General features: G+C 34.8%; 13 protein-coding genes. 8 read left to right on the top strand and 5 right to left on the bottom strand.

Features of this window, described 5'->3' with window-relative positions; all coding sequences use genetic code 11:
- Nucleotides 1-2: 2 nt before the first annotated feature.
- Entirely contained in the window at nucleotides 3-1,049 is a 1,047-nt protein-coding gene (locus tag ACX9TM_RS17605) for an agmatine deiminase family protein (RefSeq protein WP_065382386.1), read from the top strand.
- Between the two features lie 46 nt (nucleotides 1,050-1,095).
- Here the strand turns inward: ACX9TM_RS17605 and pepF are convergent, their stop codons facing one another.
- Nucleotides 1,096-2,883 (bottom strand): oligoendopeptidase F, encoded by a 1,788-nt coding sequence (gene pepF / locus ACX9TM_RS17600; protein ID WP_072770236.1) that lies wholly within the window; start codon nucleotides 2,881-2,883, stop codon nucleotides 1,096-1,098.
- Nucleotides 2,884-3,000: 117 nt separating this feature from the next.
- Complete coding sequence (locus ACX9TM_RS17595; RefSeq protein ID WP_000129192.1) at nucleotides 3,001-3,792, bottom strand: arylamine N-acetyltransferase family protein; 792 nt, start codon at nucleotides 3,790-3,792, stop codon at nucleotides 3,001-3,003.
- A 203-nt stretch (nucleotides 3,793-3,995) separates the two neighbouring features.
- Here ACX9TM_RS17595 and amyS point away from each other — a divergent pair, with 203 nt between their 5' ends.
- On the top strand, nucleotides 3,996-5,537 hold the full coding sequence (gene amyS, locus ACX9TM_RS17590; RefSeq protein ID WP_065382279.1) for an alpha-amylase: 1,542 nt from the start codon (nucleotides 3,996-3,998) through the stop codon (nucleotides 5,535-5,537).
- Nucleotides 5,538-5,692: 155 nt separating this feature from the next.
- On the opposite strand, the gene ACX9TM_RS17585 is transcribed toward amyS, so the two are convergent.
- Complete coding sequence (locus ACX9TM_RS17585) at nucleotides 5,693-6,406, bottom strand: exosporium leader peptide-containing protein (RefSeq protein ID WP_065382278.1); 714 nt, start codon at nucleotides 6,404-6,406, stop codon at nucleotides 5,693-5,695.
- Between the two features lie 602 nt (nucleotides 6,407-7,008).
- Here ACX9TM_RS17585 and ACX9TM_RS17580 point away from each other — a divergent pair.
- The 3 genes from ACX9TM_RS17580 to ACX9TM_RS17570 all read left to right on the top strand — a co-directional run bounded on the left by ACX9TM_RS17580 (nucleotide 7,009) and on the right by ACX9TM_RS17570 (nucleotide 10,312).
- Nucleotides 7,009-8,910 (top strand): endonuclease MutS2, encoded by a 1,902-nt coding sequence (locus ACX9TM_RS17580; protein WP_001095187.1) that lies wholly within the window; start codon nucleotides 7,009-7,011, stop codon nucleotides 8,908-8,910.
- Between the two features lie 6 nt (nucleotides 8,911-8,916).
- Nucleotides 8,917-9,441, top strand: a complete 525-nt coding sequence (locus tag ACX9TM_RS17575) for a GNAT family N-acetyltransferase (protein ID WP_000256470.1) — start codon at nucleotides 8,917-8,919, stop codon at nucleotides 9,439-9,441.
- Nucleotides 9,442-9,601: 160 nt separating this feature from the next.
- Nucleotides 9,602-10,312, top strand: coding sequence for a histidine phosphatase family protein (locus tag ACX9TM_RS17570; protein ID WP_001042044.1), 711 nt, complete (start codon nucleotides 9,602-9,604; stop codon nucleotides 10,310-10,312).
- 65 nt (nucleotides 10,313-10,377) lie between these two features.
- Here the strand turns inward: ACX9TM_RS17570 and ACX9TM_RS17565 are convergent, their stop codons facing one another.
- On the bottom strand, nucleotides 10,378-11,343 hold the full coding sequence (locus ACX9TM_RS17565; RefSeq protein ID WP_016124992.1) for a quinone oxidoreductase family protein: 966 nt from the start codon (nucleotides 11,341-11,343) through the stop codon (nucleotides 10,378-10,380).
- Nucleotides 11,344-11,466: 123 nt separating this feature from the next.
- Between ACX9TM_RS17565 and ACX9TM_RS17560 the strand changes: the two genes are divergently transcribed.
- The 3 genes from ACX9TM_RS17560 (at nucleotide 11,467) to ACX9TM_RS17550 (ending at nucleotide 13,658) form a co-directional block, all read left to right on the top strand.
- Nucleotides 11,467-12,360: a LysR family transcriptional regulator gene (locus ACX9TM_RS17560; protein WP_065382277.1), complete on the top strand. Its 894-nt coding sequence runs from the start codon at nucleotides 11,467-11,469 to the stop codon at nucleotides 12,358-12,360.
- A gap of 291 nt (nucleotides 12,361-12,651) precedes the next feature.
- Complete coding sequence (locus ACX9TM_RS17555; RefSeq protein WP_000473741.1) at nucleotides 12,652-13,164, top strand: YjfA family protein; 513 nt, start codon at nucleotides 12,652-12,654, stop codon at nucleotides 13,162-13,164.
- Nucleotides 13,165-13,181: 17 nt separating this feature from the next.
- Nucleotides 13,182-13,658, top strand: a complete 477-nt coding sequence (locus ACX9TM_RS17550) for a DUF2690 domain-containing protein (RefSeq protein ID WP_000771156.1) — start codon at nucleotides 13,182-13,184, stop codon at nucleotides 13,656-13,658.
- A 113-nt stretch (nucleotides 13,659-13,771) separates the two neighbouring features.
- On the opposite strand, the gene ACX9TM_RS17545 is transcribed toward ACX9TM_RS17550, so the two are convergent.
- Nucleotides 13,772-14,260 carry a DinB family protein gene (locus ACX9TM_RS17545; protein ID WP_000902408.1) on the bottom strand — a complete coding sequence of 163 codons (489 nt, stop codon included), beginning with the start codon at nucleotides 14,258-14,260 and terminating at the stop codon, nucleotides 13,772-13,774.
- Nucleotides 14,261-14,451 lie beyond the last annotated feature (191 nt).

The raw sequence follows: 14,451 nt of genomic DNA, 5'->3' as shown, positions 1-14,451 counted from the left end.
GTATGAGAAATATAGAAAATAGTTTGTATTATATGCCTGCGGAATGGGAGAAACATGAAGGTACATGGCTCCAATGGCCACATGATAAAACACATAGGGGTGAAGGTTACAGAGCTAAGTTAGATGATATTTGGATATCGATGGCAAAGGAGCTTCACTATGGAGAAAATGTCCATATTGTTGTATGTGATGAAGAAGAAAAAATACATGTCCAATCGAAGTTAATGGAAGCTAACGTGAATATGAATAAAATTGATTTCTTAATTCAAGAAACTGATGATATTTGGATAAGAGATAACGGACCAATCTTTGTAAAAGATAAAGAAGGGAACCGCTATCTAACGCACTGGATATTTAATGGTTGGGGAAATAAATATCCGTACGAAAACGACGCTAATATTCCGAATAAAATAAGTGAAATGTATCGCATTCCAAAAGTTGAATCTAGTGTCTGTCTAGAGGGCGGGGGAATTGAGACAAACGGAAACGGGACCTTAATGGCGGCGGAAACGTCTATTATAAATGAAAATCGAAATCCTACACTAAGTCAGAAAGAAATTGAAATGGAGTTAACGAAATATTTAGGAGTAACAAATTTTATATGGATAACTGGTATACGTGGAGAAGATAATTATGATGAAGATACGGATTATCATATTGATGGCGCAGCACGGTTTGTAAATGAAAATACGATATTGTATGAATATGATCCTTTCGGTGAAGGAGAGTCATATCTTTTGGAGGCGTACGAAAAGCATTATCAAGAATTGCGACAAGCAAGAAATATAGATGGCAAGCCATTTCAGCTCATTCCAGTACCAGTAACAAGAAAATTGGTAAAAGAAGCAGATTGTAAAGGATCGTACTTAAATTTTTACATTGGTAATGAAGTTGTATTGGTACCTATATACGGTGATGAACATGATAAATTAGGGCTTCAAATCATTGAAGGTCAATTTCCAGGGAGAAGAATTGTCGGTATATATGTTAACGAATTGTATGCATACGGTGGTATGATTCATTGTGTGACGCAGCAGCATATAGAATAGAGTAATTCAAATAAAAAGCATGCAGAGCATATACTCTGCATGCTTTTTATAATGTTGAAAACTCCTCAACAAGTTGAGTGAATTGTTTCAATGCACTTTCAATCGGTTCTGGCGTTGTTAAATCGACGCCAGCTTTTTTCAATAAGTTTAGTGGATAGTCAGAACTTCCACCTTTAAGGAATTCAATATAATTTTTCTGAGCATTCGGATCACCGCTTAATAGTTTATCAGCGATTTGAATGGCAGATGCGAATCCAGTTGCATATTTGTATACGTAAAACTGGCGATAGAAATGAGGGATTCTAGCCCATCCGTATTTTACTTCTTCATCAAATACAAGTGAATCACCGTTATATTCTTTAAATAGCTTTTCATAAATTTCACTGAATACTTGTGCATTTAATGGTTTACCTTGTTCAGCCATTTCATGTGTGATTTTTTCAAATTCTGCAAACATAATTTGTGTAAAGAAAGTACCTTTAAATTTCTCAATAAAATGGTTAACTAAATGGTTACGTACGTTCGTTTCTTTTGCTTCTTTTAATAAATAGTGAATTAATAACACTTCATTTACTGTTGAAGCGACTTCTGCGACAAAGATAGAATAATGTGCAGAAATTCTTGGTTGGTATCCATGTGAATAGTGCGTATGCATACCGTGTCCGCATTCATGAGTAAGAGTGAACAGGCTGTTTAAATCATCGTGATGATTTAAAAGAATGAAAGGGTGAACACCATATACACCAAAGTTATAAGCACCAGAACGTTTTCCTGGTGTTTCCCTTACGTCTATATATCTTTTATCTTTAAAACTTTTTAATGTTTCAATATATTCTTCTCCTAAAGGAGCTAGTGATGCAATCATAATGTCAAATGCTTCACTATATGGAATGTCTTGTTTTGCACCTTCTACTAAATCGACGCCTAAGTCGTATTGTCTTAGTTCATCTACGTTTAATTTTTCTTTTCGAATTTCATTGTATGTATGTAATGTTTGAATGTTTTTTTTCGTTGTATCAATTAGGTTTTCATATACTTCTTTCGGAACCATATCGCCAAATAATGATTTCTCTAGCGCTGATGGATAGTTTCTTAGCTTCGAAACAGTAACATTATTTTTAATAGCAGCGGATAAAGTAGATGCGATGGAATTCTTTAACTGAACATATGGTTTGTAATATGCTTTATAAGCTTCTTTACGCTTTTCACGATTCGTATCTTCTATTAACTTTGCATACATTCCGCGTGTTAAGTTCACTTTTTCTCCATCGTCAGTCGTCACTTCACCAAATAATATATCTGCATTGTTTAACATACCAAATGTGTGCTGTGGAGAAGAAAGAGCTTCACCCATCTGTGATAAAATTGCTTCTTGGTCCTTATTCAATACGTGTTTTTTATAACGATATAATTCAAATAAGTCTTCTTTATAATATTGTAAGCCTTCTGTTTCTTCTATGTAAGAATGTAATGTGCTTTCGTCTATGCTAAGTAAGAAGGGGGAAAAGAAAGATTTAGCTGCACTTACTTTCACGTGTAATTGTGATACTTTATCGACAAGAGATTGTGCGTCAGTATCGCGTGTATCAAGGTCAGATTGTAATCGTGCATAAGCGAACATTAAAGATATTATGCTAGAAATTTCTTCACTCTTCGTTAAATAAGCTAATAAACTATTGCCATCGTGAATATTGCCATTAAACTCGTGTAATTCCTTCGTTAATACTTCAATTTTATGAAAATCACTTTCCCAATCTTCAATTGTATGGTAAATGTCTGTTAAATCCCATTTTTCTATATCAGCTACTTGTAATCGATCTTTAAGTTCTGTCATAATCATTTCCTTTCTAAACATGTAGTTATATTTCTATATAACTATGAAATACAACAAATTGCAAAAAATCCCTGCTGAAAATTGAAAAGCCTTGCTAAAATAACAAGGCTTACATACTTATAGTGTAATTCCGAATTTTGAATGTAAAAGGTTTGTATATTGCATGTCTGTAACGGTTTCTTTCGTTTTTTTACCATTTTTCGCTACTGTAAGGCTATCTTTCGTTAAAGAGGCATGCCCATCTTCAGTTAGTTTTACAATAAGAGGTACTTTGTTAAAGGGTGATCCTTCATGTTCAACGATAATTTTTTGTGCTGTATTTGCTTTTTCTTCATCCACTTCTTCTATATAAAATGCATAGCCTAACGTCCAATCATCAGCAGCAGATTGATCCAAGAACTCATTGTTTTTCCGCATCTCTAAAATGTAGTTTCCCTTTTCGGTCATTTCTTTACGAATACGATAATCTCCTGTAGCAGAGTGAATGACTTCACCTGAGAAAGGGACAGGGGCAAGAGGTAAGTATGATCCGAATCCTACTTCAATTAAATAAAGTTCATTATGATGTGTTAAAACGGTTGCGATATGGCCAGAATCAACAGCCCATATGGAGTTTGCAGCGTTATAAACTGTTCCTGAAACGAGATGAACATCGAATCCAGAATCTTTCAGGAAGTAATACATAGTAGGATTGAGTTCATAACAAAGACCGCCACGGTTATTTACTAAAATTTTCTCTTTCAAATTTTCTTTTGATATTTCTTTAAAATTCTTTTCGAGAATATTTAAGTTTTCAAAAGGAACAGTTTGTGCCATTGCGTACATAATGTTAGATAAATCTTCAAATGAAACTGTGTCTTTTTCTTCTATATGTAATCGTGCGAAAAATTGTTTTTGAAAGTCTGTCATCGAAATCCCTCCGTTATGCTTTTATAGGTAAATTGTAAACAATCTTGAATAGGATGTGAAATGAAAACTACGTTGAATATTTGAAATTAGATTAAAAATAATATGGGAGAGTGAGAGATTGCTACTTTACTAACGGTGGGACGAATATTATAATAATTCTGATAAACTATGCAAACGCTTTCTTGGAAGGGGATGGTGTACAGATGTTTAAAAGAATAACAATAGTCGGATTGTCAGTTGTTATGTTTTTACCTAGTATATATGAGGGGAGTAAGGCATATGCAGACACAGTTAACAATGGAACGTTAATGCAATATTTTGAGTGGTATGCTCCGAATGATGGGAATCATTGGAATCGTTTGCGTACTGATGTTGAAAATTTAGCGGAAAAAGGAATTACATCTGTTTGGATACCACCTGCATATAAAGGAACTACGCAAAATGACGTAGGATATGGAGCATATGATTTATATGATCTGGGGGAATTCAATCAAAAGGGCACAGTGCGGACGAAATATGGGACGAAATCACAATTGAAATCTGCAATTGACGCTTTACATAAGAAAAACATCGATGTATACGGTGATGTAGTTATGAATCATAAAGGTGGGGCTGATTATACAGAAACTGTAACAGCAGTTGAGGTAGACCCGAGCAATCGAAATGTTGAAGTATCAGGTGATTATGAAATTAGTGCGTGGACGGGATTTAACTTTCCAGGACGTGGAGATTCTTATTCTAATTTCAAATGGAAATGGTATCATTTTGACGGAACGGATTGGGATGAAGGAAGGAAATTAAACCGAATTTATAAATTTAGGGGCATAAGTAAAGCATGGGACTGGGAAGTGTCTAGCGAGAATGGGAATTATGATTATTTGATGTATGCGGATCTTGATTTTGATCATCCAGATGTTGCGAATGAAATGAAAAAATGGGGAACGTGGTATGCGAATGAATTAAATTTAGATGGTTTTCGTTTAGATGCTGTTAAACATATTGATCATGAATATTTGCGCGATTGGGTAAATCATGTTAGACAGCAAACAGGGAAAGAAATGTTTACAGTAGCTGAATATTGGCAAAATGATATCCAGACTTTAAATAATTATTTAGCGAAGGTTAATTATAATCAATCTGTGTTCGATGCACCACTTCATTATAATTTTCATTATGCTTCAACAGGAAATGGAAATTATGATATGAGAAATATTTTAAAAGGAACGGTAGTTGCGAATCATCCTACACTTGCGGTTACTCTAGTTGAAAATCATGATTCACAGCCTGGTCAGTCATTGGAATCTGTAGTGAGCCCTTGGTTCAAACCGCTGGCATATGCATTTATTTTAACGCGTGCAGAGGGGTATCCTTCTGTTTTCTATGGTGATTACTATGGTACAAAAGGAAATAGTAACTATGAAATTCCAGCGTTAAAGGACAAAATTGATCCGATTTTGACGGCACGAAAAAACTTTGCATATGGTACGCAGCGTGATTATTTTGATCATCCGGATGTGATTGGCTGGACAAGAGAAGGTGATAGTGTACATGCTAATTCTGGTTTAGCAACATTAATCTCTGATGGACCAGGAGGGGCGAAGTGGATGGATGTTGGAAAGAATAACGCAGGGGAAGTATGGTACGATATTACGGGTAATCAAACAAATACTGTAACAATTAATAAGGACGGATGGGGGCAGTTCCAAGTAAGTGGAGGATCAGTTTCCATATATGTTCAACAATAATTTGGTGATGAAAAAGAAGAGGTAGACTGAAATATAAGTTTTCCTCTTCTTTTTATATTGTGCATATTTATCCCGCTATTTGTGGGAAGCCCGATTGGTGAGGGCTTATTAAAGTTTCACTTTATTTTTCATAAATCTTTATTGTAATAAAAGAGCTAGTCGACCTTTATAACAACAAGAGAGGCATTGGAATATATAATGTCACCCGTGGCTTCTCTTATTCGTACTCGAAGAACATCCCCTTGATTTAAAGGTAGTAAATCAGTTCTGGCGGATGTAGCTCTCACCCCAGAAGCACCACCAACTCGCGTTTCAATTGCGAATTGAATGGAATCGTTTATTGTAAGATTTAATATACTAGACGATATAGCTTGTATTACAAATACAATTGAAAAGGATACAGAGTACACGCCAGTGGTATCAATTGTAATAGAATTATTTAATGGATTTAGGGTAGTTCCACTAGCAGGTCCTGGAATGGTAAAATTAATATTTGTATTAACTACTGCTGAAAAACCGATTCCTACTTCAGAAGTTATTGTTCCAAATATGGGAAGAATCCCTAAACCGGTTGCGCCAGTAGGACCAGTTATTCCGATTCCGGTAGGACCTGTAACCCCAGTAGGACCAGTTATTCCGATTCCGGTAGGACCTGTAACCCCAGTAGGACCAGTTATTCCGATTCCGGTAGGACCTGTAACCCCGGTAGGACCAGTTATTCCAATTCCGGTAAAACCTGTCGCGCCGGTAGGTCCTGTGATTCCAGTAGGTCCGGTGGGGAATGTAAATGGTGGAATTGATGGTAGTGTGGGACCGATTAAATTTGGTTCCAGAGCAGGTCCGTGTAAAATACTATACTCTTCATTCATATAGTAAACCTCCTATCATTGCTTGTCATAATTATTAAATGTATTTGGGGAAGTAAATGACATTCGCAATAGCGGAGGCGCTTCTTATAATTTCTCTTCAGCGAATATAGACCTAATTTAAGCAATATTGAAATTTATAGTTACGTACTACTAAAGTATGACACCTTTACTTCTCACGTAACATATAGTATGATGATTTCAATAAATTAGATTTCAATGACTATAATATAAATTAATGAGAGGTGCTTTTTGTGAGTGCGGTAGGTATTAAATAGGAAAAATTTAATGAAATAAATCGGATAAGACCAGGGGATTTTTATGTACATCATACCCCTAATTTTGTCATGCATTTATTTCAAAACCTATGAAGATACCTACAATACTTTATAAAGCGTGTAATAAGGGACTGCCATCTATTTTTTATGGCTTATTTCCTCATACGTTATTACACATGCCTTGTAAATGTAAAAGCTGCGGTATCCCCGCAGCTTTTTTGTATATGTTTTTATTGTATAATTATGGAATTTTATATGACTCATTGGAATCTAATGAGTAGGTATCTTCATTTATGATAAAAATCAATCATAGTGAGGAGAAACAAAATGAATACGATGACTTTTGAAAAGTTACAATATAACGAATTAAAGGATATAGTGAAATCTTATTGTGTAAGTGGATTAGGTAAGGAATTATTAAACAAATTAGAGCCAAGTACGAGTATAAAAGTAGTGAGAAATCGGCTGAATGAAACGACAGAAGCACGAGCTATATTAGATGCAGAAGGGCATGTTCCTTTCTTCGGCATTTCTAATATTGCTAGTACAATTCAAAAATTAGAAAAAGGTATGATTTTAGATCCAGAAGAATTAGTGAGTGTTTCAGACTTTTTACGTGGATGTAGAAAGATTAAAAAGTTTATGTTAGATAAAGAATTTTTTGCACCAGTATTAGCTTCTTATGCAAATTCAATGACTGAATATAAAAGTATTGAAGAGGAAATTAACTTTTCAATTAAAGGAAATAGTATTGATGCAGCTGCAAGTAAAGAGTTAAAACGAATTCGAAATAATATCGATTCTGTAGATGGGAAAATAAAAGAACGTTTAACGAAGTTTTTAAATAGTAGTGCAAATAAGAAATTCATTCAGGAATTCTTTATTAGTAAAAAGGATGACCGTTATACGATTCCAATTAAATCTTCCTATAAAAACCAAGTTGCCGGAAGTATTATTGAAGCCTCGGCAAAAGGTTCTACTGTATTTATAGAACCGCATACGGTTACGAAATTGAATGCAGAACTAGCAGGTTTGAAAGCAGAAGAAGCGGTTGAAGAATATCAAATTTTAGCGACTTTATCAGGGATGGTATTAGAAAATATTTATAGTATAAAGATTAACATGGAGCTAATTAGTCAGTATGATATGGTATTTGCGAAAGCGAAGTTTAGTAAATCGATTGATGGAATAGAACCGAAGTTAAATGATCATGGCTACATTCATTTAGTGAATTGTAAGCATCCGCTTTTAACAGGGCAAGTTGTACCCTTGAATTTTAAAATTGGTCAAGAGTATCGTAGTTTAATTATTACAGGGCCGAATGCGGGCGGAAAGACAATTGTGTTAAAAACGATTGGATTGTTAACATTAGCTACAATGTCAGGTCTTCATATTGCAGGAGATAAAGGGACAGAAATCGCTATTTTTGAAAATGTATTTGTAGATATTGGTGATAATCAAAGTATCGAAAACGCACTAAGTACATTTTCATCTCATATGAAAAATCTTTCTGAGATTATGAGGATGTCAAATAATAATACGTTACTTTTATTTGATGAAATAGGGAGCGGTACAGAGCCAAATGAAGGTGCAGCACTTGCAATTTCTATTTTAGAAGAGTTGTACTTTGCGGGATGTATTACCGTTGCGAGTACGCATTACGGAGAAATTAAACGATTCTCAGAAATGCATGATGACTTTATGAATGCAGCGATGCAGTTTAATAGTGAAACGTTAGAGCCGCTTTATAAATTAGTTATCGGAAAATCAGGAGAAAGTAATGCACTTTGGATTGCGAATAAAATGAACGTAAAAGAACATGTACTGAAAAGGGCGAAAGAGTACATGGGAAATAAAGAGTACGCTTTAGAAAAAGTGAATGAAAGTAAAATTAGAAAACCGAAATTCGTACAAGAAAAAAGAGAATCTCATTATGAGTACAAAATCGGCGATCGTGTTAATTTATTGGATCATGATGATTTTGGTATCATCTATAAGGAAAAAGATAATTTTTATAACGTTGTTGTATATTATAACGGTGAATTCGTTGAAGTAAATGTAAAACGTATTACTTTAGAAGTAGCAGCGAAGGAGTTATATCCAGAAGGATACGATTTAAATACACTATTTGTTGATTATAAAGAAAGAAAAATGCAACACGATATTGAGCGCGGATCGAAAAAAGCACTGCGTAAAATTCAAAAAGAAATAAGAAAGAATAGAGGATAAGTTAAAATGGTAACGATTAGACAAGAACAAAAAAATGATTATAGAAAAACAGAAGAAGTCGTAAAAGAAGCATTTTTAAAGGAAGAATTTAGTGATAAAACAGAACATGAACTTGTAAAACGTATTAGAGAATGTGACGCGTTTGTTCCAGAGTTATCAATTGTTGCGGTAGATGAAGATATAGTTGGTCACATTATGTTATCGAAAATTACAATAGAACAAGATGGAACTTCTGTAGAATCGTTAGCGCTTGCACCAGTTTCAGTTGCTAGGGGTCATCAGAAAAAAGGAATTGGTGGAAAACTGATTGTAGCTGCATTAGAAAAAGCGAAAGAACTTGGATACGGATCAGTTGTAGTATTGGGACATCCAGAGTACTACCCGAAATTTGGTTTTAAGAAAGCAAGTGAGTGGAATATAAAAGCACCGTTTGAAGTGCCTGAAGAGGTATTTATGATAATGGAATTAACAGAAAATTCTCTTCGAGGTGTAAAAGGAATTGTACAATATTCGAGTGCTTTTGCTGAGTAGGAGTAACGGTTAAGAAATGTAATCATAAAAGATGCTATCTTTTTGTATGGATATACAGAAAGATAACTTTTTTTATTAAGCGGATCTACTGACGTATATTTTGCTCAATGAATAATTGAGGTGGTAAAATTGATATAGAAACGTAAAGGGAGAGAATGAAATGAATAAGCGAGAAACAGATAGCAATGAGAATGCAGTTACGTTATATGTTACAAGACACGGTAAAACAATATTAAATACGAATCATCGCGCGCAAGGTTGGGCTGATTCTCCATTAGTAGAAAAAGGTGTTGAAGTTGCCACAAATTTAGGGACAGGATTAAAAGATATTCATTTTATGAATGCATATAGTAGTGATAGCGGCCGCGCAATTGAAACTGCTAATTTAGTATTAAAATATAGTGAGCAATCAAAATTAAAACTTGAGCAAAGAAAAGATTTGCGAGAATTAAATTTCGGTATTTTTGAAGGTGAAAAACTTGAGAATATGTGGGATGTGGTTGGAAAAGCTGCAGGCGTTGCATCACCAGAAGAACTTATGAAGTTTTCTATTCAAGAAGTGATTAATCTTATTAGAGTAGCAGATCCTACAAAACAGGCGGAAGATTGGGAATTATTTTCTACTCGCATAAAAGCTGAGATAGATAAAATTAGTGAAGAAGCTGCTGGAAATGGTGGCGGTAACGTTTTAGTTGTCGTTCATGGGCTTTTGATTACTACCTTAATAGAAATGTTAGACAGTAGCAAAACAAAACTTGGGGTGGAAAATGCTAGTGTGACGAAGATTGTATACCAAGATGGAACATATACAGTCGAGTCGGTTGGAGATATGAGTTATGTTGCAAAAGGGAAAGAAAGTGTGGAAATATAATTAAATCTCAAATAGAAATAAGAAAAGGAAGGTAGAGAAATCTAGCTTCCTTTTCATTTTGTGAATTATGGGATTAATAAAATCTTCCCTGTGCTTTTACGGCTCTCTAATAATTCATGAGCAAGAGCACCGTCTTGTAAAGAGAATGTAGTAGGATTTGAAATGTTTAATTTTCCAGTTGCGATCCAATCGAATAATTGAGTAGATCGTTTTTTACGTTCTTCATAAGTGGTAAGCACGTTCCAAAGGTCTCCACCAGTTAAAGTTTTTGAAGTATCCATAAGCATACGCGGATCAACTGGCGCAGGATTACCACCAGCCATTCCGTAAAATACGACAGTACCGCCAATTTTAGTAGCGTTAAAACTTTCCCCTAATGTAGAACCTACTGATTCATACACAACATTTACTCCAGTTCCATTAGTCATTTCAAGTACTTTCATATGCCATGCTTCGGTATATAAAAATACGTGATCGGCACCAGCTAATGTAGCTATCTTTGCTTTTTCTTTTGATGATGTAAGACCAATTACTGTTCCGCCCTGTAGTTTAATCATTTGAATAAGAAGTTGACCGACGCCACCAGCTGCAGCGTGTACTAAAGCTATATCACCTTGTTTTAGTTGATAGCTATCGTGCGTTAAATAATGTGCAGTTAATCCTTGTAATAAGACAGAAGCGGCTGTTTCAAAAGAAATAGAATCTGGTAGTGGGATTACTTTTTCAGATGGAACGGCAACTAGTTCTGCATTTGCAAATGGGACGTCCGCAAATGCAATACGGTCTCCTAGGTTGATAGTAGTAACGTCAGCTCCTACTTTTTCAACAATTCCAGCTCCTTCATAACCTAATACATAAGGCGGATTGCCAGCAAGATGATAATCGCCGCGGCGTCTATAAATATCAGCGAAGTTTAATCCGATTGCTTTCGTGCGGACAAGAATTTCATTTGGACTTATGATTGGATCGTGTATTTCTTTATAGTGTAGAACATTAGCGTCTCCGAATGTTTCGAAACAAAGTGCTTTCATATGGAATACCTCCATTTATATTGTTTATAGATGTTCTTTATCATACAATACAAATATCAATAGACAAAGAGGATTATTTCGATGGAATCAATCGGAAATATCGATTGAAAAGAGGGATGATAAATGGAAATAAAACAGTTAATTACATTTAAAGTAGCGGCACATACTTTGAACTTTACACAAACTGCGAAGAAATTAAACTTTGCTCAATCGAGCGTGACAGCGCAAATTAAAACGTTAGAAGCTGAGCTTGGTACACCTTTATTTGAAAGATTAGGAAAACGTCTTTTCTTAACTGAAGCAGGTAGGAAGTTTCAACTATATGCCGACAAGATGATTGCACTCAGTAACGAAGCGAAAATGGCTGTGAAAGATGATGAAGAAATAGCAGGTACGTTAATAATTGGTGCACAAGAAAGTCAATGTACATACAGACTGCCTTCTATATTAAAGAGGTTTAAAATACAATTCCCAAAAATAAAACTTATATTTAAACCAGCACATTCCAATAAAGATGCGAAGGAACAATTGATGGAGGGAAAAGTAGATCTTGCATTTATTTTGGATGAGTGTAAAACAGAAGATGTTTTACATGTGGAACCGTTTATGAAAGAAGAATTAAAAGTAGTAGCTGCTCCTACACATCGTTTACTTGAACAGACTACTGCTTCTATAAAAGATTTAGAGAGTGAAACACTGTTACTAACAGAATTAGGCTGCTCGTATCGGACTTTATTTGAAGAGCTATTTCGCTGGGAAGATGTATATCCAGCAAATAAAATTGAGTTTGTTAGTGTTGAAGCAATTAAACAATGTGTTATTGCAGATTTAGGCATAGCCGTTTTACCAGCAATAGTAGTAGAAAAAGATATACGAGAGGGGACGATAAAAGAGTTACATTTAGAAAATACAATCTCTCCGATTTATACGCAAATCGCTTGGCATAAAGACAAATGGATGACAGTGCCACTGCAGCAATTTATTGATGTAACGAGGGAGTTCTTTACAACGGATTAAGTGGAGAAATATTTATTTTATAAAAAGAAAAAATGGCAATTTTGTATAAAGAACTGATGCTTGCATGTAACAAGTATCGGTTCTTTTATGTTTGAAATAAAGGATGTCTTCAAATTTGTATTTCTCAATTTTTTTTCTTAAAAGGATAAGTAAATTTCTTTGTATATTCCAATAATCGTAAGGGAATTTACAACTTTTATTCGTTTCTGTAAGATGCCTCTAGGCAGCATGAAAGGAGGGGCGTACATAGGGGATAGATAAACGTACTTATTTTGAGGGAGGAGATTTACAATGTTTAAAAAGCTAATGAAAGTATGTGTGTTAAGTGCAGCGAGTGTAGGGGTATTATTTAGTTTCCAAGGAAGTACATTTGCAGCTACTGATTTAAGCAGTTATTATGACGGGAAAAATCCAGCAACAACGAAAGTATACGGGGGAAGTACGACGTGTGATGCAGATGGATTTAATGCAAAATCTACAGCTGTATATGAAGGTAGTAAAAAAGTAGGGACAGTGTATTTACGTTACAGTAATAAATGTCATGCAGCATGGGCTAAGTTTGTTTTAGATCAACCAGCACCAGCTGTTTCGGGAGGAGTGTACGCGTACGCTGTTGTGAATAAATACAAAAATGGTGTATTCCAAAAATCAGTTACTTCTAATCAGGGGAACGGCACAATAAAAACAGGTCAAACGAGCACTTATACAGGAATGGTATTTGATTTAACTGCTGATTTCGGATACACAGCAGATGCTGAAGCAGTTACGTTTAATAACGGTTACGGAAAAACAGCACGTTATTAAGAAAGGAGTGAAATGATATGAAACTTTTAAAAAAGACGAGTGCATGTTTATTGCTATCTTTACTCATTGTAACTAGTATGTTTAGCACGACTAATAGCGATAAAGTATACGCAGAAGATCATTCATATGATGGGAAAAGTCCTTACTATAACAGCTGTGATCAATCCGCAGTAACGAAAGAAAAGAAGTGGATTGATTCAAATTCTTATGTAGAATTAAAATTTAGCACGACGTGTAAAACAGCGTGGGCAAAAGTTACTGTAACTCGCCTGGCAGTTTATAATAATGAAGCTGATGCAAGGATTGTTAGAAAAACAGATGGAAAGGCATACACTTGCGGAAGTGCTGGAGGAAATGGTGTTGTAAATAAAGGGCAAACATCATGCTATACACCAATGGTATATGATTTAGATCCAAGAAAGGCGCAAGCACAGGGGAAACATGCAATACCAAATAGTGATGCTTATAATTATGCGGAGACTATTTGGTATTGATGAGGATATGGAGATTGTAAGATAGAATATTTTAAGAGCATGTTTTGATTGGATTTCAAAACATGCTCGTTTTGTATTCATTCTAATTTTTTCGGTAATCATGGACCATTGTATTAACTAAGGTCTGTATCAGGAGGAGTATATCCAAGGTGACGAGCCATAGATACAATTTGTCCTTTATGGTGAAATTCATGCGTCTCCGTATGAGTTAAAAGCCATAGCGGAGTTGTGCTCCAAGGTTCTTTTTGCCATTTCACTTCATTTGCTATATTTTCGAGCCAACGGTCATTGTATTCATCTAAAAAACGTTGTACAGTCTCATCTACTAACTTAAATCTAGCGCGAACTTTTTCCACATCTGCATGCTCAATTTCGTAATCGCTAGCAAATGAAAAATCTGCTCTTTTTTGCTTGAATGCGAATGATCCAAGCCAGTATCGATAGCAATCGGCTACATGAATATGAGTCTTTATAATGCTACCGCTTCCGAAATTAGAAACTGTGCTATGTAATTTTTCTACTGGGATTTCTTCCAAAAACGAAAATAGAGTTTCTCTTGTAGAGCTAATAAGATTATATTGTTGTTTTAAAATATGTAACATGCAAGTACACTCCTCTTTTATTAACATAGTAAGTAATTCTATATTTACGAGGAGTGAACCTTTTTATTATTTTTAATAAGCATATTAGATGTATTTCTTATTTGTTTCTGATAGATTAAACAAGGTGAAACTTTAATAAGTTGAACATTCTTAGTTCATAATAAATTGTACATCAAGAAGGGGAACGATAA

This window comes from Bacillus sp. LH1, from assembly GCF_057924895.1.
The sequence above is the reverse complement of the archived record's forward strand: the minus strand, read 5'-3'. Positions and strand labels throughout refer to the sequence as shown.

What these genes read in the sequence shown, in the direction of transcription:
- ACX9TM_RS17605 (WP_065382386.1), top strand. Translation starts at nt 3, where the DNA reads ATGAGAAATATAGAAAATAGTTTGTATTATATGCCTGCGGAATGGGAG.
- pepF (WP_072770236.1), bottom strand. Translation starts at nt 2,883, where the DNA reads ATGACAGAACTTAAAGATCGATTACAAGTAGCTGATATAGAAAAATGG.
- ACX9TM_RS17595 (WP_000129192.1), bottom strand. Translation starts at nt 3,792, where the DNA reads ATGACAGACTTTCAAAAACAATTTTTCGCACGATTACATATAGAAGAA.
- amyS (WP_065382279.1), top strand. Translation starts at nt 3,996, where the DNA reads ATGTTTAAAAGAATAACAATAGTCGGATTGTCAGTTGTTATGTTTTTA.
- ACX9TM_RS17585 (WP_065382278.1), bottom strand. Translation starts at nt 6,406, where the DNA reads ATGAATGAAGAGTATAGTATTTTACACGGACCTGCTCTGGAACCAAAT.
- ACX9TM_RS17580 (WP_001095187.1), top strand. Translation starts at nt 7,009, where the DNA reads ATGAATACGATGACTTTTGAAAAGTTACAATATAACGAATTAAAGGAT.
- ACX9TM_RS17575 (WP_000256470.1), top strand. Translation starts at nt 8,917, where the DNA reads ATGGTAACGATTAGACAAGAACAAAAAAATGATTATAGAAAAACAGAA.
- ACX9TM_RS17570 (WP_001042044.1), top strand. Translation starts at nt 9,602, where the DNA reads ATGAATAAGCGAGAAACAGATAGCAATGAGAATGCAGTTACGTTATAT.
- ACX9TM_RS17565 (WP_016124992.1), bottom strand. Translation starts at nt 11,343, where the DNA reads ATGAAAGCACTTTGTTTCGAAACATTCGGAGACGCTAATGTTCTACAC.
- ACX9TM_RS17560 (WP_065382277.1), top strand. Translation starts at nt 11,467, where the DNA reads ATGGAAATAAAACAGTTAATTACATTTAAAGTAGCGGCACATACTTTG.
- ACX9TM_RS17555 (WP_000473741.1), top strand. Translation starts at nt 12,652, where the DNA reads ATGTTTAAAAAGCTAATGAAAGTATGTGTGTTAAGTGCAGCGAGTGTA.
- ACX9TM_RS17550 (WP_000771156.1), top strand. Translation starts at nt 13,182, where the DNA reads ATGAAACTTTTAAAAAAGACGAGTGCATGTTTATTGCTATCTTTACTC.
- ACX9TM_RS17545 (WP_000902408.1), bottom strand. Translation starts at nt 14,260, where the DNA reads ATGTTACATATTTTAAAACAACAATATAATCTTATTAGCTCTACAAGA.